This is a genomic window from Burkholderia sp. MS389 (genome assembly GCF_016899425.1).
Lineage (GTDB): Bacteria > Pseudomonadota > Gammaproteobacteria > Burkholderiales > Burkholderiaceae > Burkholderia > Burkholderia sola.
Window position 1 is genome coordinate 47894 of record NZ_CP045995.1, and the last position, 20204, is coordinate 68097.

A 20204-nucleotide genomic window follows, 5' to 3' on the forward strand; every position below is an offset into this window, starting at 1 on the left:
CACTCGCATCGGCCCCAGAGGGGCCCAGGAGATCACATGCAAGCGTCGTCATCCAGTGAACCCGTCCGCCTGAAGCGCACGCTCGGCCTGCCGTCCGTGCTGCTGTTCGGTCTCGCCTATATGGCGCCGCTGATCGTCTACGGTACCTACGGCGTGCTCGCCAAGGCCAGCGACGATACGGCCGCGCTCGCCTATCTGCTCGCGCTGATCGCCATCGCATTCACCGCGCTCAGCTACGGCAAGCTCGCGCGGCTCTATCCGGCCGCCGGCTCGGCCTACACGTACACGCGCAGGACGTTCAACCCGCACCTGGGCTTCATGATCGGCTGGGCGACGCTGCTCGATTATTTCTTCCTGCCTATGGTGATCTGGCTGATCGGTGCGGCGTACCTGAACGCGGCATTTCCGCACGTGCCGACCTGGATCTGGATCGTCGCGTTCATCGTGCTGACGAGCGGATTGAACATCGTCGGCATCGAACTGGCCGCGCGCTTCAATATCGTGCTGATGGTCGTGCAACTGGCGATCGTCGCGATGTTCGTCGTGCTGTGCTGGCACTATGCGTCGGCTGCGGCGGGCCCGGGCGGCATCGCGATGGCGGAGCCGTTCTTCAGGCCGCACGTGCCGTTCGGCGCGACGATGGCAGGCGCCGCGATCGCCGCGTATTCGTATCTCGGCTTCGACGCCGTCTCGACGTTGACCGAGGAAACGATCGATCCGAAAAAGAACATGCCGCGTGCGATCCTGCTGATTGCGCTGATCGGCGGCGCGATTTTCGTGATCGCGGCGTATACGATGCAGCTCGCGCATCCCGGCGTCGAATTCAAGGATACGGATTCGGCCGCGTTCGAAGTCGCGAAGATGATCGGCGGCGACCTGTTCGTCACCGTGTTCCTCGCGGGCCTGATCCTCGCGCAGTTCGCATCGGGCATCTCCGCGCAAGCGAGCGTCGGGCGGCTGCTGTATGCGATGGGCCGCGACGAAATCCTGCCGAAGCGCATCTTCGGGTTCATTCATCCGCGCTTCAGGACGCCCGCGATCAATATCGCCCTCGCCGGCGTCGTCGGATTGATCGCGCTGAAGCTGGATGTCGCCACGTCGACGTCGTTCATCAACTTCGGCGCGTTCCTCGCCTTTACTGCCGTCAATCTTTGCGTGATCCGGCTGTATCTGTCGGACCATCACGGTGAGCGCAGGATCGGGGTATTCGGCGGCCTCGTGTTTCCGTTGATCGGCGCGGTGTCCGATATCTGGCTGCTCGTGAGCCTCGAGAAGACGGCGCTCGTGCTCGGCGTCGCATGGTTCGTGCTCGGGCTCGTGTATCTGTGCTGGATGACGCGGCTGTTTCGCCAGGCGCCGCCGGAAGTGGCGATTTGAACGACCGATCAGTGACGACGTGATCCGGAAGCTGGACGGGCGCACCCAATAACCTGCGGCAGGTTGCGCGACCCGGCCGCACGTGGCGGCCGCGGCCGCCGAAACTTGATCGGGAAAAGCACCAGAAGCTTGCGGAATTTCTTCCGGTTATAGTGGAATCGCTGAAGGTAGACGCGGCGCTGATTGCCGATACCGTTCAGGTAACGACCGTAGACGGGTGCTGTATGAAAAACATAATCGACAAGACCGCCGGACCGATCTGGGGCGTGGCAGCAGGATTGCTTCTTGCTGGTGCGGGATTGAGCTTGGGTATTTTCCCGGCGGCGCTGCGCAGCTCGGGCAGCGCAAACGACTTCATGGCGTCCGGCGTCGCGATGCTGGGCATCTTCCTCGTCGTCTATTCCACGCACGAACTGCGAAGAAAGCGCTCGCACTGAGCGTTCGCGCCCCGCTGATCGCGACACGCGACTCGAGCCGGCCGACGGCGCCGGGCGGGCGCTACGCGTTGCGGATTTCGTGGTTGTAGACGAGTTCGACGATTCGCTTCGTCGGAATACTCGCGCGCAGACGGTCGACGCTGTCGATCGGAAACCACTTGCATTTCTCGATCTCGTTGCTCGCTTGCGGCGTCTGGTCCGGCCCGACTTCCGCGAAGAACACGTGATGGATCTTCGCGAGTCCGGTGAACTGCATCGAGTACACCAGATCCTGGCCGGTCATGCCGGTTTCCTCGCCCAATTCGCGATGCGCGGCTTCGAGCGGGGTTTCCCCGCGCTTGATCGTGCCGCCGGGAAGGGCCCAGCGCGACGCCGCGCGCGTGACGAGCAACACGCGCGCATCGCGATAGCAGACGACGGTCGCGCGTTCCTTGATCGGAACGGCAGTCGTTTCGGGGGTTTGGTCGGGCGCGAGGGTTTGGGGCATGCGGTGATTCTAACCAGCCGAAATCGATCGGCCAAGGCGCCCTGACCGGGTTTGACGATTGATTGCCGTTACTTCCTTTCCGGCAGGAACCAGTTCATCACGAGCGCGCAGATGCCGCCCGTCGCCACGCCCGATTCCAGCACGTTCTTCAGCGCATGCGGCAGGTTGTTCAGAATGTCCGGCACCTGCGACACGCCGAGGCCGAGCGCGAGCGACACCGCGATGATCAGCAGCGCGCGGCGATCGAGGTGCACGCCCGCGAGGATGTTGATGCCCGACGCGGCCACGGCGCCGAACATCACCATCGCCGCACCGCCGAGCACGGGCTCGGGCACGGCCTGCAGCACGCCGGCGACGACCGGGAACAGGCCGAGCACGACGAGCATCGCCGCGATCCAGATGCCGACGTGACGGCTCGCGACGCCGGTGATCTGGATCACGCCGTTGTTCTGCGCGAATACCGAGCTCGGGAACGTGTTGAACACGCCGGCCAGCAGCGAGTTCGCACCGTTGACGAGCACGCCGCCCTTGATCCGCTGCATCCACACCGGCCCTTCGACCGGCTCGTTCGAGATCTTGCTGGTGGCCGTCACGTCGCCGATCGCTTCGAGCGACGTGACGAGGTAGATGATCAGCATCGGCACGAACAGCGCCCACGAGAAGCCGATGCCGAAATGCAGCGGCGTCGGCACCTGGAACAGCGCCGCCTGGTGCATGCCGGTGAAGTCGAGGCGGCCGAGGAACGCGGCCGCGAGGTAGCCGATCGCGAGCGCGATGACGAGCGCGGTGCTGCGCACCCAGACGACCGGCACGCGGTTCAGCAGGATGATCGTGCCGAGCACGAGGCCCGACAGCGTCAGGTTCTCGGCGCTCGCAAAGGTGCCCTTGGCCATCGCGCCGTAGCCGCCGCCCATGCTGATCAGGCCGACCTTGATCAGCGTGAGGCCGATCAGCAGCACGACGATACCGGTGACGAGCGGCGTGATCAGGCGCTTCACGAACGGCAGGATGCGCGACACGCCCATCTCGATGAACGACCCGGCGATCACGACGCCGAAGATCGCGGCCATCACGGTCTCGACCGGCGTGCCCTGCTTGACCATCAGGCTGCCGCCGGCGATCAGCGGGCCGACGAAGTTGAAGCTGGTGCCCTGGACGATCAGCAGGCCGGCGCCGAGCGGGCCGAAGCGCTTGCACTGGACGAAGGTCGCGATGCCGGAAATCACCAGCGACATCGACACGATCAGGGTCGTATCGCGGCTGGACACGCCGAGCGCCTGGCAGATCAGCAGGCCGGGCGTGACGATCGGCACGATGATCGCCAGCAGGTGCTGCAGCGCGGCGACGAACGCGACCATCGGCGCCGGCCGGTCGTTCGGGCCGTAGACGAGGTCGCGGGCCGCGTCTGCGGCGTCGGCGCCGTGGGAGGCGGATGGGGCGGAGGAGGCGGGTTGCATGGCGAGCGGGCGGGCAAGGTGGAAAGTGCGGCATTTTAGCCGAAGGGGCTGGCGGCGCCGCCCGGCCGGGCCGCGGTAGTGGGGCGTCGGCGGTGCGTTGCCGGCCGCGCGGCTGGCCGGCAAGCACGCCCGCAAACCGACGTCAGCCGGCCGCGCGGGCTCCCTTGCCGCGCGCCGTCGTGCGTGGCGGACGGGAATCCGGATACGCGCGCTGGCACACGGCGATGACCGTGTCGCGCAGACGGCGATGGACGGGGTCGCCGTGCATGCGCGGATGCCACAGCGCCGACACGAGGATCGCCGGCAGGCGGACCGGGACCTCGAAGCTGCGCAACCCGAGCGCTTCGATGAGCCCGGGCGAGCACGCGTTGCCGAGGCTCGAGCGCGGCACCAGCGCGATCAGGTCGGTGCTGGCCGCGACACGCATCGCGTCGGGGTAGCCCGGCACGACGACGTGCACCGCAGGGTCCGGGCCGGCATGGCTGGTCGAGTCGTCGGCCGGCCCGCCGAAATCGCCGAGTTGGGCCGCCATCACGTGGCGGCAGGCGGCATAGCGCGCGGCCGTGATCCGGGCTGACGCGAACAGCGGATGCCCGGCGCGCGCCACCGCGACGTGCCAGTCGTGAAAGAGCATGCGCGTATGCAGCTCGGGCGCGTCGTCGCCGCGCTTGCCGATCTCGAGGTCGACGGTGCCGTCGCGCAGCGCCTGCGGATCGCGGTCGCGCTTCGGGACGAAGCGGATCCGTACGTGCGGTGCGACGTCGGCCAGTGCGGCGACGACCGGGCCGGCCAGCATTTCCATGAACGATGCGGCCGCGCGAACGGTGAACGTAGCCGTGAGCGTTGCAAGATCGACGTCGGCCGTCGCCGGCCGGAGCACGGCGCGCGCGTCGCGCGCGACCGCATGGACACGGTCGCGCAGCGCGGCGGCATGAGGCGTCGGCACGAGCTTGCGCCCGGCGCGCACGAGCAATTGATCGCCGGTGGCGAGGCGCAGCCGCGTGAGCGTGCGGCTCATCGCGGACGTGCTCAGGCCCAGCCGGCGTGCGGCGCCGGTCACGCTGCTCTCCGACAGCAGCACGTCGAGCGCGGTGACGAGGTTCAGGTCGATGTCTTCCATGCGGACAGGATACGCCACTGGGAGGTTTGACATGGCGTTCGATGCAATGATGGGTTGCATCCGGTGCGTCTGGCGCCTGGTGTGGTGCGCGCCTATAGTGGGCGCATGACGAAACACGGCAAAGGCGAAAAACCATGCAATCGACTGAATCGAATCGACGAAATACCTCCGCGATCCTCCTCGTCGCGGCGTCGCGCGGCCTCGGACTGGCAATGGCGGAGGCATTCCTGAACAAGGGCTGGAACGTGACGGGCACCGTGCGCGAAGGATCGGGGCGCACCAAGCTGCACGACCTGGCCGACCGGTTCGACGGCCGGCTCGAGATCGGCACGCTCGACATCTGCGAGCCCGCGCAACTGGCCGCGCTGCGCGAGCGTCTGTCGGGCCGGCGCTTCGACATGCTGTTCGTGAATGCGGGCACGACCAACGATCCGAACGAAACGATCGGCGAAGTGACGACCGACGAATTCGTGCGCGTGATGATCACGAATGCACTGGCGCCGATGCGCGCGATCGAGACGCTGCAGGATCTCGTGACCGACGACGGGCTGATCGGCGCGATGTCGTCGGGGCAGGGCAGCGTCGCGAACAACGTCAGCGGGATGCGCGAGGTGTATCGCGGCAGCAAGGCCGCGCTGAACCAGTTCATGCGCAGCTTCGCGGCGCGTCAGGCCGATACGCGCCGCGCGCTGGCGCTGATGGCGCCCGGCTGGGTCCGTACCGAACTCGGCGGGCCCGACGCGCGCCTGACCATCGACGAGAGCGTGCCGAGCCTCGTCGACGTGCTGCTGGCGAAGCGGGCGCGGCCCGGGCTCGAGTATCTCGACTATCTGGGGCGGACGGTGCCGTGGTAGCCGGGGCGGCGGCGCAAGCGCGCGGCGGCCGGCCCGGTTCCGGCTCGCCGTGAACGTGCGGCGCGATTCGGCCTGCCGTTGGCGGCCCGGTCGCGGCACAGCGCAGGCCGTGCCGATTCAATACAATGCGACGACGCGTCAGCGATACGGTGCCGCCTCATCGCGTTTGAATTCATCCGGTTCGTGGCGGATGGGGGGCGCTCCCGTCGCGACGGGCTTGTGTCCAACATGGAGCGCAGCATGAACGAACCCTATCTGCAGGTCATCGCGCATTTCTTCGCGAAACCCGGCAACGGCGACCGCGTGGTCGAGCTGCTGGCCGAACTCGCGCCGGCCACGCGCACCGAGCCGAAAAACCTCGACTACGCGTACTTCCGGTCCCCGGAGAACCCCGACCACATCGTGATCCTCGAGCGTTACAGCGAGGCCGACGGCCTCGACGTGCATCGGGAAACGCCGCATTTCCAGCGGATCGGTGTCGGCGCGATCATGCCGTTGCTCGAGCGTCGCGACGTGATCCGCTACATGGTGCAGCCGGACACCGGCACGGCGACGCCCCCGGGAGGCGCCCAATGAACCCGTTTCAATTCCGCACCGTTCCGACGCAGATCGTCGAATTCGGCGCCGCGCGCCGGCTCGGCGCGCTGTTGCGCGAACGCTTTCCGGCGCTCGCGCGCCTGTGCGTCGTCACCGATGCGTTCCTGCACCGCAGCGGCGTGCTCGCGCCCGCGCTGGAGAGCCTCGCCGCGCACGGCTGGCAGGTCGCCGTGATCGACGACGTGATCGCCGATCCGCCCGAGCACGTGGTGCTCGAAGCAACCGCGCGAGCCGTCGCGGCCGATGCCGAGATCGTGCTCGGTCTCGGCGGCGGCTCGTCGATGGACGTCGCGAAGCTGATCGCGGTGCTCGCGCCGGGCCAGCAGGCGCTGGCCGACATGTACGGCGTCGACAAGGTCGCGAGCGCGAGGCTGCCGCTCGTGCAGATGCCGACCACGGCCGGCACCGGCTCCGAGGTCACGGCCGTGTCGATCGTCACGGTCGGGGAGGCGCGCAAGATGGGCGTCGTGTCGCCGCACCTGTTCGCGGACGTCGCGATCCTCGACGCGGAACTCACGCTCGGCCTGCCGCGTGCGGCGACGGCCGCCACCGGCATCGACGCGATGGTGCATGCGATCGAGGCGTACACGTCCGCGCGGCTGAAGAATCCGGTATCCGACATGCTGGCGACGCACGCGCTGACGCTGCTGTCGCGCAACCTGCTGGCCGCATGCGACGACGGGCAGAACCGGCACGCGCGCGAAGCGATGCTGGTCGGCGCGATGTTCGCGGGGCAGGCGTTCGCGAATGCGCCGGTCGCGGCCGTGCACGCGCTGGCTTATCCGGTCGGCGGGATCTTCCACGTGCCGCACGGGTTGTCGAATGCGTTGGTGCTGCCGCACGTGCTGCGCTTCAATGCGCCGGCGGCCGCGCCGCTTTACGCGGAACTGGCGGCCATCGTCGCGCCGTCGGCCACGGGCAGCGACGAAGCGAAAACGCATGCGCTGATCGCCGAGATCGACCGGCTGATCGTCGCGACGGGCATTCCGCGCACGCTGCGCGACGTCGGTATCGGCGAGGACGACTTGCCGAGGATGGCGTCGGACGCGATGTTGCAGACGCGTCTGCTCGTGAACAATCCGCGCGAGGTGACCGAGGCCGACGCGCTGGCGATCTACCGGCAGGCGTGGTGACGCGGCGGGCGCGATGCCGTCCGCCGGCCGGGTTCCGTTATTTCAGGTCGCGATCCTTGCAGGTCGGCTCGAATTCGCCGTCGAAGTACTGATACAGGTGCACGAGCAACGTGTTGGCGCCGACCTTGCGCCCGAGGTAATGCGTGCCCTCCACCGACGTGCAGGTCGAGAACGCGAGTTGCAAGCCGCCGTCGAGCACGGCTTCCGGGTGTGCGCCCTGACGCACGAAATGCGCGGCGCCGACGACGCCGAAGCCGCGCGTGTCCGCCGGCACCGACTTCGGCAGCGACAGGGCGTACGCGGCGATCGTGCGGTCGTCGTGCAGGCTGTCGAGAATCTGGTTGCCGGGCTTGCCGGCGCGGCCGGTGACCGTCGCGCAGCAGCGCGCGACGCCCTTGTCGTCGTCGGGCAGCACTTGCAGCGACGTACCTGCCGCGAGATGCGTATTCGGCGTGTAGTAGACGCCGTCGGCCACCACGCCGACCTGCTGCGCATGCGCGGCGATGGAGACGGCGAGCGCCGGGGCGATCAGGATAGAACGAAGCGGTCGGATGGGCATGATGGCGGCGATGATACACGCGGCGCGCAAGCGCCGCGCGGGCCGGGCACCGATCGCGATCAGGCCCGCGACGCGTCGGCGCCGGCCGCGACCACGTACGCCGACGCCTGTTTCGTGCCGTCCAACTTCGTCTGCAGGTACACGCCCTGGATTTCCGGCTCGAAGCCCGGCAACGCATTGATCCCGGCTTCGAGCGCGCGGAAGTAGTCGAGCGCCGGGCCGCCCCATGCTTCGCCGGGCACCACGCAGAAGATGCCGGGCGGATAGGGCAGCGCGCCTTCGGTCGCGATCCGGCCTTCGATGCGCTCGAGCGTGACGAGTTCGACGTTGTTGCGGATCAGCTCGGTATTCGCGGCCTGCGGCAGCATCGCCTGCTTCGGGAACTGCGCGCGCCGGAACATCTGTTTCTGCAGATGCTTCATGTCGTGGCTGCGGTAGAAATCGTGCATGCGCTGGCACAGCTGCCGCAGGCGCATCGTGCCGTACAGCTCCGGATACGCTTCGCACAGCGACGGAATCGCTTCGCGCAGCGGCGTGTCCTGGTCGAGATGGCGCTCGAACTGCGCGAGGTGCGCGACCAGATGCTGCAGCTTGCCGGCACTCTCCGACGGCGTGAGCAGGAACAGGATCGTATACAAGTCGGCTTTTTCGGGCACGACGCCGTGCTCGCGCAGGTAGCGCGCGAGGATCGGCGCCGGCGCGCCGAACGGCGCGTATTCGTGCGTGTCGCGATCGATGCCGGGCGTCGTCAGCAGCAGCTTGCACGGATCGACGAAATACTGGTCGTCCGCATAGCCTTCGAAGCCGTGCCACCTGTCGGCCGGATGGAAGCGGAAGAAGCGCAGGTCGTCGACGATCTGCTCGGTCGGGTAGTCGGCCCACGGGCGGCCGTCGATCTGCTGCGGAACGAACGGGCGAATCTGGCGGCAGGTTTTCAGCAGCAGCTTGCGCGCATCGACGCCGTGTGCGACGCAGTCGCGCCACAGGCGCCGGCCGGCCGGGCCCGCATGCATCTGCGCGTTGACGTCGAGCGCCGCGAACATCGGATAGAACGGGCTCGTCGACGCGTGGATCATGTATGCGTTGTTGAAGCGCCGGTGATCGCAGAAGCGCTTCTGCCCTTCGATGTGGCTGTCCTTCTTGTGGATCTGCGAGGTCTGCGAGAAGCCGGCCTGCTGCTTGTGCACCGACTGCGTGACGAAGATGCCGGGATCGTCGGGCCCGAGCGTCAGCATCAGCGGCGAGCAGTCCTGCATCATCGGAATGAACTGCTCGTAGCCGACCCATGCCGAATCGAACAGGATGTAGTCGCACAGATGCCCGATCCGGTCGACGATTTCGCGCGCGTTGTAGATCGTGCCGTCGTAGGTGCCGAGCTGGATCACCGCGAGCCGGAACGGGCGCGGCAGGTCGGCGCGCTCGGGCGCGACGTCGCGGATCGCGTCGCGAATGCGCGCTTCGCCGAGCGCCGCGCTGTCGACGCCGCCGATGAGGCCCCACGCGTTGCGCGCGGTCTCGAGGTAGACCGGCCGCGCGCCGGACAGGACGAGCGCGCCGAGGTGCACCGACTTGTGGTTGTTGCGGTCGAACAGCACGAGATCGCCGGGCGCGAGCAGCGCGCTCGTGACGACCTTGTTCGACGTCGACGTGCCGTTCAGCACAAAATAAGTTTTATCCGCGTTGTAGATGCGCGCGGCGTTGCGCTGGGCTTCCAGCGCGGGCCCTTCGTGAATCAGCAGATCGCCGAGCCGGACGTCCGCGTTGCAGAGATCCGAGCGAAACAGCGTCTCGCCGAAGAAATCGAAGAACATCCGGCCGAGCGGATGGTTCGAGAAGAACTGGCCGCCCTGGTGGCCCGGGCAGTCGAATTCGACGTAGCCGCGCTGCACGTAGTCGCGCATGACCTTGAAGAACGGCGGCAGCAGGTTCTCGCTGTAGATGTCGGCGGCGGCGGAAATCTGCCGGCCGTGGTAGTGGCGGCCGCCGTGCCGGAGCGGGATCACGCCGCTCGCGTTCGGCAGGACCGACGGCGGCACTTCCTGGTCGGGCTCGACCGCGACGAAGAACGGAATCGCGAAACCGGTTCGCTCGACGGTTTTCAGCACCTTTTCCGCGGCCTCGATGCCGACGACGACGGCCGCGATGTTCGTGAAATCGGTCTGGAATACGTCGACCTGTTCGTGCGTGGTGAGAAAGGCGCCGATCAGCGCCGGCTCGACTGCGATTTTCAACAGGCTCACGCGAACTCTCCGGTAAATGACCTGAAACGGGAGCCGCATTCGCGCTGGTGCGTGATGTCGATACGACACGCGCTGCAGCCGATTGAAACGTTCCCGCGAATGCCGAACGCCGAATGCGGACTGCACCGAGAAGCATTGAGCAGCGCGGCACGGCCGTGATCGGACAGTGTCCGGCGCCGCCGATCGTAACAACAAAGGCACGTGAATTCAATCGATCGGAATCGTCAATTTCATTGACGGCTGAGCCTGATCAATTGATCGGGAATTGGCGTGCTGCGGCGCATATAAAAATGATCCAATGATGAAATCAGATTGGAAAGGCGCCGATGATTTCGCCGAACCGTCGGCTTTTCATCGTAAGGCGTTCATGGCATAGTCGGCTCCGAACTGGATGGCGAATCAAGCCGGAATGGCGAGCGTCTCATGCCGCTGCCCGTGACCTGCCGTCCGCGTGCTCGTGAGACGAACGATACCAATCGAAGCAACGCAACAGCGAGGGCAACAACGTGAACACTTCCACTGGCGGCATGCGTCGTCTCGGCATGCGTGCGTTACTCGTCGACGACGAGATCGCGCAGGAAACGGCAACCGGGCGTGCGGTGCGCACGCTGAGCGCGGAGCTCGCGCAACGCGGTATCGACGTGTTGACGGCGACGTCCTCCGACGATGCCATCGTGCTGATCCGCTCCGATCCGTCGATCCAGTGCGTGCTGCTCGACTGGGATCTCGGCGTGGACGGCCACGGGCCGTCCGAGGCCGTGGTCGATGCGATCCGGCATCGCAATGCCAACGTGCCGATCTTCCTGCTGGCCGACCGCAGCGTCGCGTCGACGGTGCCGGCCGCGGTGATGGGCAAGGTCGACGATTTCGTGTGGCTGCTCGAGGATACGGCCGACTTCATCGGCGGGCGCATCCACGCGGCGATCGAACGCTATCGCTCGACCGTGCTGCCGCCGATGTTCGGCGCGCTCGCGAAGTTCTCGCGCGTCTACGAATACTCGTGGCATACGCCGGGCCACACGGGCGGCACCGGCTTCCTGAAATCGCCGGTCGGCCGCGCGTTCTTCGAATACTTCGGCGAATCGCTGTTCCGCTCGGACCTGTCGATCTCGGTGGGCGAACTCGGTTCGCTGCTCGATCACTCGGGCCCGATCGGCGAAAGCGAACGCTATGCGGCGCGCGTGTTCGGCGCGCATCGCACGTATCACGTGACGAACGGCTCGTCGACGTCGAACCGCATCATCCTGATGGCGAGCGTGAACCGCGACCAGATCGCGCTGTGCGACCGCAACTGCCACAAGTCGGCCGAGCATGCGATGACGATGTCGGGCGCGATTCCGACCTACCTCGTGCCGACGCGCAACCGCTACGGGATCATCGGGCCGATCGCATCGGAGCGCCTCACGCAAGCGGCGATCCGCGAGGCGATCGCGTCGAACCCGCTCGCGGCGGGGCTCGCCGACCGCCAGCCGAAGCATGCGATCGTCACGAACTCGACGTACGACGGCCTCTGCTACAACGTGACGCGCGTCGAGGAACTGCTCGGCGCGAGCGTCGACCGGCTGCACTTCGACGAAGCGTGGTATGGCTACGCGCGTTTCAATCCGATCTACCGCGACCGCCATGCGATGCACGGCGACCCGCGCGACCACCACAAGGACCGGCCGACGGTATTCGCGACGCAGTCGACGCACAAGCTGCTGACCGCGTTGTCGCAGGCGTCGTACATCCACGTGCGCGACGGCCGCAGCCCGATTCCGCATGGTCAGTTCAACGAAACGTTCATGATGCACGCGTCGACGTCGCCGAACTACGCGATCATCGCGTCGAACGACGTCGCGGCCGCGATGATGGACGGCCCCGGCGGCGCCGCGCTGACGCGCGAATCGATCGAGGAGGCCGTCGCGTTCCGGCAGATGATCGCGCGGATGAACGGCGAATTCGGCGCGAAGGGCGACTGGTTCTTCGAATGCTGGCAGCCCGACACCGTGCTCGAGGCGCGCACGGGCCGCACGCTGCCGTTCCACGAAGCGCCGCCCGAGCTGCTCGCGACCGACCCGGCGTGCTGGGTGCTGCGCCCCGGCGCGCAATGGCACGGCTTCGGCAATATCGAGGACGGCTACTGCATGCTCGACCCGATCAAGGTGTCGATCGTCACGCCGGGCGTGGCGCCGGCCGGCGGCCTGATGCCGGTCGGCATCCCGGCGAGCGTCGTCACCGCGTATCTCGATGCGCGCGGGATCGTCGTCGAGAAGACGACCGATTTCACGATCCTGTTCCTGTTCTCGATCGGCATCACGAAGGGCAAGTGGGGCTCGCTCGTCAGCGCGCTGTGCGATTTCAAGCGCGACTACGACGCGAACCTGCCCCTCGACATGGCGATTCCGTCGCTCGCGCAGGAGCATGGTTCGCGCTATGCGGGCATGGGGCTGAAGGATCTGGCCGACACGATGTTCGCGGCGATGGAGCAGCTCGGCACGACGCGCCTGATGTCGGAGGCGTTCTCGATCCTGCCGAAGCCGGAGATGAGCCCGGTGCGCGCGTACGAGCATCTCGTGCAGGGCCGCGTCGAGCAGGTCACGCTCGACGAACTGGCCGGGCGCACGGTGGCGACCGGCGTCGTGCCGTATCCGCCGGGCATTCCGCTGTTGATGCCGGGCGAGAACGCGGGGCCGGCCGGCGGCCCGGTGCTCGGCTACCTGAAGGCGCTCGAAGCATACGACCGGCGTTTTCCCGGCTTCGCGCACGACACGCACGGCGTGGAAGTCGAGGACGGCACGTATCGCGTGTACTGCCTGACGGCCTGAAGCCCCGAAGCCCCGAAGCCCCGAAGCCCCGAAGCCTGACCGGGCGAACGGGCGACCGGCCGCGCGGCGGCCTCACATCGAAGGATCGAACACCATGGACAACGCAGCGCACCTGGCCGACGCGGCCCCGGCGGCCGCGCCGAAGAACCGGATGAACGTCTGGCAGCTCACCATCCTCACCGCGGTCAACATGATGGGCTCCGGCATCATCCTGCTGCCGGCGAAGCTCGCGCAGGTCGGCACGATCTCGCTGCTGTCGTGGATCGTCACGGCCGGCGGCTCGCTCGCGCTGGCCTACGCGTTCGCGCGCTGCGGGATGCTGAGCCGCAAGCCGGGCGGGATGGGCGGCTACGCGGAATACGCGTTCGGCAAGGCCGGCAACTACATGGCGAACTACACGTACGGGCTGTCGCTCGTGATCGCCAACGTCGCGATCGGCGTCACGGCGGTCGGCTACGGCACCGTGCTGTTCGACGCGACGCTGTCGCCGCTGCAGACGGGCCTGTGGACGATCTTCCTGCTCGTGCTGACGACGGTCGCGAACTTCGGCGGCTCGCGCATCACTGGCCGGATCGGCGCGGTGACGGTGTGGGGCGTGATCATTCCGGTCGTCGTCGTATCGCTGATCGGCTGGTTCTGGTTCAGCGGCGCGACCTGGGGCGCCGCGTGGAATCCGCACAACCTGCCGTTCGGGCCGGCCGTCGGCGGCTCGATCGCGGTGACGCTGTGGGCGTTCCTCGGGCTCGAATCGGCGTGCGCGAACGCGGACGCCGTCGAGAATCCGGAGCGCAACGTGCCGATCGCCGTGCTCGGCGGCACGATCGCGTCGGCGATCTTCTATATCGTGTCGACCAACGTGATCGCCGGGATCGTGCCCAACGCGATCCTCGCGGCGTCGAACGCGCCGTTCGGCCTCGCGTTCGCGACGATGTTCACGCCGACCGTCGGCACGATCGTCACCGCGCTGATGGTGATCGCGTGCATCGGCTCGCTGCTCGGCTGGCAGTTCACGGTCGCGCAGGTGTTCAAGAGCTCGGCGGACGTCGGCTATTTCCTGCCGGTGTTCGCCCGCGCGACGCGCACGGGCACGCCGATCGTCGGCATGGTGATCCTGCTGGTCGCGCAGGTCGCGCTGGCGCTGATGACGATCAGCCCGGAGCTGAGCAGCCAGTTCCAGAAGATCGTCGATCTCGCGGTCGTCACGAACCTCGTGCCCTACGTGATGTCGATGGCCGCGCTGATCACGATCCAGAAGGTCGCGAAGGTGCCGCCGGGCAAGGCGCTGGTGACGAACGCGGTCGCGATGGTCGCAACCGCGTACAGCTTCTACGCGCTCTACAGTTCGGGCGAGCAGGCGCTGATGCTCGGCGGCCTGTGCGTGTTCCTCGGCTGGACGCTGTTCGGCTTCGTCAGCGCGCGCTTCTACCAGATGGAAGTCGACGCGCACGTGAAGGAGCCGGGGAAGTCGCTGCAGGCGTGAAGCCCTAGCGGTCGGGCGTCGTCAGCAGCGGCGGCAGGGTGCGTTTCAACAGATCGACGACGGCCCGCACGCGCGGCGGCAGCGGCCGCTGCGCGTGCACTAGCACATTGAGCGCGAAGTCGGGCACGTCGTAGTGCGGCAAGAGGCGAACGAGCCGGCCGCGCGCGAGCGCGTCGGCGCAAGCCGGGTGCTGGACCACGCCGATACCGCCGCCCGCCGCGATCGTGTCGAACATCGGGCGCCAGTGGCTCGCGGTCATGACCGTGCGGATGCGCGCGTATTCGACCGCACCGCCGTCGCGCCGCAGCGGCACCTGCTCGTTCGCGAACACGCCTTTCACCCGGATGAACGGATGGTTCGCGAGATCGGCCTTCGTGTCGAGCGGGCCGTGCCGCTCGAGATACGACGGCGCGGCGACGAGCACGCGGCCGACCGCGCCGAGCGCGTAGGCGACGAAGCCGCCGTCGCGGAGCTGGCCGGCCCGGATCGAAATGTCGACCCCCTCGGTGACGGGATCGACGATCTCGTCGTTCAGCACCAGGTCGATGTGCAGCTTCGGATACGCGGTGCGGATCTGCATCAGCACGGCCGGCAGCACGACCTCGCCGAAACACTGCGGCGCCGCGAGCCGGATCGTGCCGTCGAGCGCGTTCTCCGTCCTCGACACCGACGCCACGGCCAGCTCGGCCGCTTCGAGCAGCGCCTTGCTGCGTTCGTAGAAGAGGCGGCCTTCTTCCGTGCACGCGAGCGTGCGCGCACTGCGCATCAGCAGCCGCGTGCCGAGATGCTTTTCGAGTTTCTCGATGCGTTCGCTGACGGCCGGTTGGCCCATGTCGAGATCCCGCGCCGCGCCGGACATCGTGCCGCGCTCCACGACTCTCACGTAGATGCGCATCGTCGCCAACAGATCCATTAAGTCGCGCCTCGTGTTTTCCGATGTCTTCCGGTTCGATTTTTACCGATCGATGGATGGTACCAAAGCGGCGTCGACGCAATGGTGCGCGTCGGGCCGATACTGACCATCGGCCGGTGTGCTTACGGTGCCGCCGAAGCCGCGTGCGTTCGTCCGCGCCGTGCGCGAAAATCGGCGTGCTTTCACACGGCCGACAGGGGACGCGACATGACGCAACGGAACGAAGCGCGACGGACGCATTGCGTCGCATGGCAGATCGTGCAGACGTGGCAGGCGGCAGAATGGTGCCGGCTCGACGAGTCGCCAACGGGCAACGCGCTGGCGGGTGCGGTGGCGGGCGCGATCGACGGCACGCCGTTTCGTATCGACTACGCGGTCGCATGCGGCGCCGACTGGCTCACGCGCTCGGCGCGCGTGACGCATTGGACCGGCACCGCGCCGCCCCGGCAATGGGACATCGCGTGCGACGCGGGGCAGTGGACGATCGACGCTATCGCTGCGCCGGCGCTCGCGGGCGCGACCGATATCGATCTCGGCTTCAGTCCGTCGACCAATACGCTGCCGATTCGCCGGCTGGCGCTCGCCGTCGGCGAGTCGGCGGAGATTCGCACCGCGTGGCTGCGTTTCCCGGATCTCGCCATCGTGCGCGGCGAACAGCGCTATACGCGCACGGCGCCGTACGTGTACCGCTACGAGAGCGGCACGTACGCGGCCGATATCGGCATCGACGATGCGGGCCTCGTCACCGACTACGACGAATGGCGGCGCATCGGCGCGGCACGGGCGTCGTGACGCGTCACCGCGCGCTGGCGACCGACAGCTTGCCCGGAATCAGCTTCAGCGTGCTGAACGCGTCGGCAATGCTCTGCTGGTACGCGACCGTCGCGTCGGTGATCGGCTGCACGCCGTAGCCGGCACGCTTGAGCGCGACTTCGAGCGTCGGCGCGTCGAGGCCGACGAGCGGCGACAGTTGCGCGGCGACCTCCGGCACGTGATCGCGCGCCCAGCGATCGACCGCGTCGACTTCGTCGAGCAGCGCGCGCAGCACCTGCGGATGCGCGGCCGCGTACTTGCGCGCCGCGAGGTAGTACTGCGTGTTGCGCACGAGCCCTTCGCCGTTCGCGACCACGCGCGCGCCGAGCTGTCGTTCGGCGGCGGCCAGGTACGGATCCCAGATCACCCATGCATCGACGCTGCGCTGCACGAACGCGGCGCGCGCGTCGGCGGGCGTCAGGTAGATCGGCTGGATGTCGGCATAGGTGAGGCCCGCATGTTCGAGCGCCTTCACCAACAGGTAGTGGACGTTCGAACCCTTGTTGAACGCGACCTTCTTGCCGCGCAGTTGCGCGACGGTGCGGATCGGCGAATCGGGCAGCACGACGATCGCCTCGCCCTGCGGCGCGGGCGGCTCGTTGCCGATGTAGACGAACTCGACGCCGCCGGCCTGCGCGAAGATCGGCGGGGTTTCGCCGACCGTGCCGACGTCGATCGCGCCGGCGTTCAGCCCTTCGAGCAGTTGCGGGCCGGCCGGGAATTCGAGCCATTGCACGGTGACGCCCTGGCTCGCGAGACGCTTCTCGAGCGTGCCGCGCGCCTTGAGCACGACGAAGTTGCCGTATTTCTGGAAGCCGACGCGCAGCCGCGTGCCGCTGTCGGCGGCCGCGCGGGCGGGCACGGCCGCGAGCGGGCCGAGCGCAAGCCCGGCCAGTCCGGCGGCCGCGCCATGCAGCCACTGGCGGCGGCGCGGGTTCGCCGGGGTCGTTTCAAGGTCTGCGTGCGGTGTGTCGTTCATTAGGGCGTGTTCACGCTAATAACGGGTTTGCGCTGGCCCCCAGAAGGGCCGAGCGCGAGGATTGCGACGAAGCGAATACTCGACGTATTCGCGAGGAGCATGACGCGGCGATCGGCCCTTCTGGGGGCCAGCCCCGCGAATGAATTTTTCCAAACAGGGGAACGTGCCTTTCCGCCCACATTGCGGCGTCGTGCGTCGCTTGTTTGGCACGGCCAAACGGCGCTCCTTACTCCTTGCACTGCGGGCGGAAAGGCACGTTCGCAAACCCGTTATTAGCGTGAACACGCCCTAAGGCGTCCTGCTGGCGGGTTCACGGGGCGCGCGCGAAGGCGGCGCGGCCGGCGCGGGACCGGGCCGGATGCGGGCGACGCGCGCAACGGGCCGGCCCGCGCCGGAGTCGAGACGATACGGCCCGGCGGGACGGCGGCCAACCAATGAATCCGCATATGCAAATCAGCGGCCGGACGATGCGTGAACGGTGACGCGGCGGGGCGCCGCCGCGCTCACGCGGTGACGAGCAGGCTTTCCTCGATCGAATCGACGCGGTCCGGATAGAACGCGAGGTGCCCGCGAATCGATTCGACGGCCGGATTCGGATGCTCGTACGTCCACACCGCGTTGGTCGAGCGTTCGCCGCCGGCCGGAATCGAGTAGTACGCGCAATCGCCCTTGTACGGGCAGTAAGTCGCGTGGTCGGTGCGTTCGAGCAGCGACATGTCGGCATCCTCGCGCGGAATGTACAGCACCGCCGGATAGCTGGCCTCGCGCAGCACCAGCGCATGGCGCGTATCGGCGACGACCTTGCCGGCGACCTTCACGATCACGCGCGACGAATGCGGTTCGATCAGGATCGGGTGATCGGGGCCCGGCGACTTCACGGGACGAGAGGGCGTATCGGGGTTGATCGACATCTGGGTCCTCCAGGAAGAGCGGCGCGCACGGACGCGCCGTGCCGACATGTGCACGCCGGGCGGATTCCCGCGCGCCGATGCCGGCGTCGGCCAACCGATACGATGCACCCATTCCGGAGAACCTGCAGAGGGCCGGAAGACCGGCGGCGCGAATGGTTTCGATGCGCACGCCCGGGGCGGCCGGCCGCAACGGTATTCGGCATGTCCACGGCGCTCGCATGGCCATTCCGACGCAGCGGCAGCGGGATGCATCCGCGACGATAAGCAACGCGGAATTAATTGGTAAGCGATCGGCGGGCGGCGCGCGAAGATCGACGGTCGTCATTCGCATGACACCTCTTTCTTCCCTTTGCCACCATGAAGAATCCTTTCGTTTCGTCAGCCGCGCGCCGTTCGCGCGGCGTATCGCCTGCCGCTGTCGCGCTCCGCTGCATCGCCGCGTCGCTGCTGCTGGCCGGCGCCGCGACGCACGCACTCGCCGCGCCGGCAGGCAAGACACTCGTGTACTGCACCGAAGGCAGCCCCGCCGGCTTCGATCCCGGCCAGCACACGACGAGCACCGATTTCGATGCGAGCACGTACCCGGTCTACAACGGGCTCGTGCAGTTCAAGCGCGGCACGCTCGATCTCGAACCGGCGCTCGCGACGAGCTGGGACGTGTCGCCCGACCAGCGCACGATCACGTTCCATCTGCGGCGCGGCGTGAAATTCCAGACGACCGCGTGGTTCACGCCGACGCGGCCGTTCCAGGCCGACGACGTCGTGTTCACGTTCCGCCGGATGCTCGATCCGGACGACCCGTTCCGCAGGGCTTATCCGGTCAGCTTCCCGTATTTCAGCGATCTCGGCTTCGACCACAACGTCGAGCGTATCGAGAAGGTCGACGACTACACGGTGCGCTTCGTGCTGAAGTCGCCCGACGTCGTGTTCGTGCGCAATCTCGCGATGGCGTTCGCGTCGGTGCTGTCGGCCGACTATGCGGGACAGCTCGCCGCGCGCCATCGCGAGTCGGACATCAACCAGTTCCCGGTCGGCACGGGGCCGTTCGTGCTGCGTACGTACCAGAAGGACGCGTTGATCCGCTACGACGCGAATCCCGACTACTGGAAGCCGGACGACGTGAAGCTCGCGCGCCTCGTGTTCGCGATCACGCCCGATCCGGCCGCGCGATTGCAGAAGCTCGTGGCCGGCGAGTGCCAGGTGTCGGCGTTTCCGCGGCCGGCCGACCTCGAGACCGTGCGGCGCGATCCGAAACTGACGCTGTTTTCGGGGACGGGCTTCAACGTCGGCTTCGTCGCGTACAACACGCAGCATCCGCCGCTCGATCGCGTCGACGTGCGGCGCGCGCTCGACATCGCGATCGACAAGACGGCGATCGTCAAGACCGTGTTCAACGGCGACGCGACGATCGCGACGAACCCGATGCCGCCCGCGCAATGGTCGTACAACCCGCGTCTGAAGGATGCGCCGCGCGATCCGGCCGCCGCGAAGGCGCTGCTCGCGCAGGCCGGCTTCCCGAACGGCTTCGACCTGACGTTATGGGCGATGCCCGTGCAGCGCCCGTACAACCCGAACGCGCAGCTGATGGCGCAACTGATCCAGCAGGACTGGGCGAAGATCGGCGTGCGCGCGAAGATCGTCAGTTACGAATGGGGCGAATACAACCGCCGTGCGAAGCACGACGGCCAGCACGACGCGATCCTGTACGGCTGGTCGGGCGACAACGGCGACCCCGACAACTGGCTCGGCACGCTGCTCGGCTGCGACGCGGTGCACGGCAGCAATCTCGCGAAGTGGTGCAACAAGGACTTCGAGCAACTCGTGACCGCCGCGCGTTCGAACGGGGACGTCGCGAAGCGCACGGCGCTGTACGAGCAGGCGCAGGTGGTGTTCAAGGACCAGGTGCCATTCACGCCGATCGCGACGTCGATCGTGTCGCTGCCGATCTCGAAACGCGTACACGGGCTGACGTTCTCGCCGCTCGGCGGGCACCGGTTCGACGGCGTATGGCTCGATTGATCGAAGCGGGGCCGGCGCGCC

Annotated in this window: 17 protein-coding genes; 9 read left to right on the forward strand and 8 right to left on the reverse strand. The window is 67.5% G+C overall.

All coding sequences use genetic code 11. The features are described 5' to 3' along the window. Positions 1-36: 36 nt before the first annotated feature. Together GJG85_RS16790 and GJG85_RS16795 are read left to right on the forward strand one after the other, a co-directional pair. Entirely contained in the window at positions 37-1377 is a 1341-nt protein-coding gene (locus GJG85_RS16790; protein ID WP_050011146.1) for an APC family permease, read from the forward strand. 224 nt (positions 1378-1601) lie between these two features. Next, on the forward strand, positions 1602-1814 hold the full coding sequence (locus GJG85_RS16795; RefSeq protein WP_050011377.1) for a hypothetical protein: 213 nt from the start codon (positions 1602-1604) through the stop codon (positions 1812-1814). A 61-nt stretch (positions 1815-1875) separates the two neighbouring features. On the opposite strand, the gene GJG85_RS16800 is transcribed toward GJG85_RS16795, so the two are convergent. The 3 genes from GJG85_RS16800 to GJG85_RS16810 all read right to left on the reverse strand — a co-directional run bounded on the left by GJG85_RS16800 (position 1876) and on the right by GJG85_RS16810 (position 4878). Then, positions 1876-2301: an NUDIX hydrolase gene (locus GJG85_RS16800; protein ID WP_050011145.1), complete on the reverse strand. Its 426-nt coding sequence runs from the start codon at positions 2299-2301 to the stop codon at positions 1876-1878. Between the two features lie 68 nt (positions 2302-2369). Continuing rightward, positions 2370-3758 (reverse strand): nucleobase:cation symporter-2 family protein, encoded by a 1389-nt coding sequence (locus GJG85_RS16805; RefSeq protein WP_204384191.1) that lies wholly within the window; start codon positions 3756-3758, stop codon positions 2370-2372. Between the two features lie 142 nt (positions 3759-3900). Then, complete coding sequence (locus GJG85_RS16810; protein WP_050011143.1) at positions 3901-4878, reverse strand: LysR family transcriptional regulator; 978 nt, start codon at positions 4876-4878, stop codon at positions 3901-3903. A gap of 134 nt (positions 4879-5012) precedes the next feature. Between GJG85_RS16810 and GJG85_RS16815 the strand changes: the two genes are divergently transcribed. The 3 genes from GJG85_RS16815 to GJG85_RS16825 all read left to right on the forward strand — a co-directional run bounded on the left by GJG85_RS16815 (position 5013) and on the right by GJG85_RS16825 (position 7462). Beyond that, on the forward strand, positions 5013-5732 hold the full coding sequence (locus GJG85_RS16815; protein ID WP_050011142.1) for an SDR family oxidoreductase: 720 nt from the start codon (positions 5013-5015) through the stop codon (positions 5730-5732). Positions 5733-5972: 240 nt separating this feature from the next. After that, the gene (locus GJG85_RS16820; protein WP_089489735.1) at positions 5973-6308 is read left to right on the forward strand and encodes a putative quinol monooxygenase; all 336 of its coding nucleotides are present in this window, start codon (positions 5973-5975) and stop codon (positions 6306-6308) included. After that, complete coding sequence (locus GJG85_RS16825) at positions 6305-7462, forward strand: iron-containing alcohol dehydrogenase (RefSeq protein ID WP_089489233.1); 1158 nt, start codon at positions 6305-6307, stop codon at positions 7460-7462. Before GJG85_RS16820 ends, GJG85_RS16825 begins: the two co-directional genes overlap by 4 nt. A 37-nt stretch (positions 7463-7499) precedes the next feature. On the opposite strand, the gene GJG85_RS16830 is transcribed toward GJG85_RS16825, so the two are convergent. Both GJG85_RS16830 and GJG85_RS16835 read right to left on the reverse strand, forming a co-directional pair. Continuing rightward, positions 7500-8021, reverse strand: a complete 522-nt coding sequence (locus tag GJG85_RS16830) for a hypothetical protein (RefSeq protein ID WP_176015387.1) — start codon at positions 8019-8021, stop codon at positions 7500-7502. A gap of 59 nt (positions 8022-8080) precedes the next feature. Beyond that, positions 8081-10261 carry an ornithine decarboxylase gene (locus GJG85_RS16835; protein ID WP_204384193.1) on the reverse strand — a complete coding sequence of 727 codons (2181 nt, stop codon included), beginning with the start codon at positions 10259-10261 and terminating at the stop codon, positions 8081-8083. A gap of 542 nt (positions 10262-10803) precedes the next feature. On the opposite strand from GJG85_RS16835, the gene GJG85_RS16840 reads away from it, so the two are divergent. After that, positions 10804-13068, forward strand: a complete 2265-nt coding sequence (locus GJG85_RS16840) for an Orn/Lys/Arg decarboxylase N-terminal domain-containing protein (protein WP_204384463.1) — start codon at positions 10804-10806, stop codon at positions 13066-13068. 94 nt (positions 13069-13162) lie between these two features. Further along, a complete protein-coding gene (gene potE / locus GJG85_RS16845; RefSeq protein WP_050011137.1) occupies positions 13163-14548 on the forward strand; it encodes a putrescine-ornithine antiporter in 1386 nt (461 codons plus the stop codon). Between the two features lie 4 nt (positions 14549-14552). Here the strand turns inward: potE and GJG85_RS16850 are convergent, their stop codons facing one another. Further along, positions 14553-15461 carry a LysR family transcriptional regulator gene (locus GJG85_RS16850; protein WP_204384196.1) on the reverse strand — a complete coding sequence of 303 codons (909 nt, stop codon included), beginning with the start codon at positions 15459-15461 and terminating at the stop codon, positions 14553-14555. A gap of 207 nt (positions 15462-15668) precedes the next feature. Between GJG85_RS16850 and GJG85_RS16855 the strand changes: the two genes are divergently transcribed. Beyond that, on the forward strand, positions 15669-16253 hold the full coding sequence (locus tag GJG85_RS16855) for a putative glycolipid-binding domain-containing protein (protein WP_204384199.1): 585 nt from the start codon (positions 15669-15671) through the stop codon (positions 16251-16253). Positions 16254-16257: 4 nt separating this feature from the next. Here GJG85_RS16855 and GJG85_RS16860 read toward each other — a convergent pair whose 3' ends face one another. Together GJG85_RS16860 and GJG85_RS16865 are read right to left on the reverse strand one after the other, a co-directional pair. Continuing rightward, on the reverse strand, positions 16258-17253 hold the full coding sequence (locus tag GJG85_RS16860) for a sulfonate ABC transporter substrate-binding protein (RefSeq protein WP_050011135.1): 996 nt from the start codon (positions 17251-17253) through the stop codon (positions 16258-16260). Positions 17254-17756: 503 nt separating this feature from the next. Next, complete coding sequence (locus GJG85_RS16865; RefSeq protein WP_050017347.1) at positions 17757-18164, reverse strand: DUF427 domain-containing protein; 408 nt, start codon at positions 18162-18164, stop codon at positions 17757-17759. A gap of 357 nt (positions 18165-18521) precedes the next feature. On the opposite strand from GJG85_RS16865, the gene GJG85_RS16870 reads away from it, so the two are divergent. Continuing rightward, on the forward strand, positions 18522-20183 hold the full coding sequence (locus GJG85_RS16870; protein WP_124630468.1) for an ABC transporter substrate-binding protein: 1662 nt from the start codon (positions 18522-18524) through the stop codon (positions 20181-20183). The last annotated feature ends 21 nt before the right edge of the window (positions 20184-20204 follow it).

Bases quoted from the DNA above. Each gene is read 5' to 3' on its own strand.
- GJG85_RS16790 (WP_050011146.1), top strand. From the start codon at position 37: ATGCAAGCGTCGTCATCCAGTGAACCCGTCCGCCTGAAGCGCACGCTC.
- GJG85_RS16800 (WP_050011145.1), bottom strand. From the start codon at position 2,301: ATGCCCCAAACCCTCGCGCCCGACCAAACCCCCGAAACGACTGCCGTT.
- GJG85_RS16805 (WP_204384191.1), bottom strand. From the start codon at position 3,758: ATGCAACCCGCCTCCTCCGCCCCATCCGCCTCCCACGGCGCCGACGCC.
- GJG85_RS16825 (WP_089489233.1), top strand. From the start codon at position 6,305: ATGAACCCGTTTCAATTCCGCACCGTTCCGACGCAGATCGTCGAATTC.
- GJG85_RS16840 (WP_204384463.1), top strand. From the start codon at position 10,804: ATGCGTGCGTTACTCGTCGACGACGAGATCGCGCAGGAAACGGCAACC.
- GJG85_RS16815 (WP_050011142.1), top strand. From the start codon at position 5,013: ATGCAATCGACTGAATCGAATCGACGAAATACCTCCGCGATCCTCCTC.
- GJG85_RS16810 (WP_050011143.1), bottom strand. From the start codon at position 4,878: ATGGAAGACATCGACCTGAACCTCGTCACCGCGCTCGACGTGCTGCTG.
- potE (WP_050011137.1), top strand. From the start codon at position 13,163: ATGGACAACGCAGCGCACCTGGCCGACGCGGCCCCGGCGGCCGCGCCG.
- GJG85_RS16855 (WP_204384199.1), top strand. From the start codon at position 15,669: ATGACGCAACGGAACGAAGCGCGACGGACGCATTGCGTCGCATGGCAG.
- GJG85_RS16850 (WP_204384196.1), bottom strand. From the start codon at position 15,461: ATGGATCTGTTGGCGACGATGCGCATCTACGTGAGAGTCGTGGAGCGC.
- GJG85_RS16870 (WP_124630468.1), top strand. From the start codon at position 18,522: ATGAAGAATCCTTTCGTTTCGTCAGCCGCGCGCCGTTCGCGCGGCGTA.
- GJG85_RS16860 (WP_050011135.1), bottom strand. From the start codon at position 17,253: ATGAACGACACACCGCACGCAGACCTTGAAACGACCCCGGCGAACCCG.
- GJG85_RS16865 (WP_050017347.1), bottom strand. From the start codon at position 18,164: ATGTCGATCAACCCCGATACGCCCTCTCGTCCCGTGAAGTCGCCGGGC.
- GJG85_RS16820 (WP_089489735.1), top strand. From the start codon at position 5,973: ATGAACGAACCCTATCTGCAGGTCATCGCGCATTTCTTCGCGAAACCC.
- GJG85_RS16795 (WP_050011377.1), top strand. From the start codon at position 1,602: ATGAAAAACATAATCGACAAGACCGCCGGACCGATCTGGGGCGTGGCA.
- GJG85_RS16830 (WP_176015387.1), bottom strand. From the start codon at position 8,021: ATGCCCATCCGACCGCTTCGTTCTATCCTGATCGCCCCGGCGCTCGCC.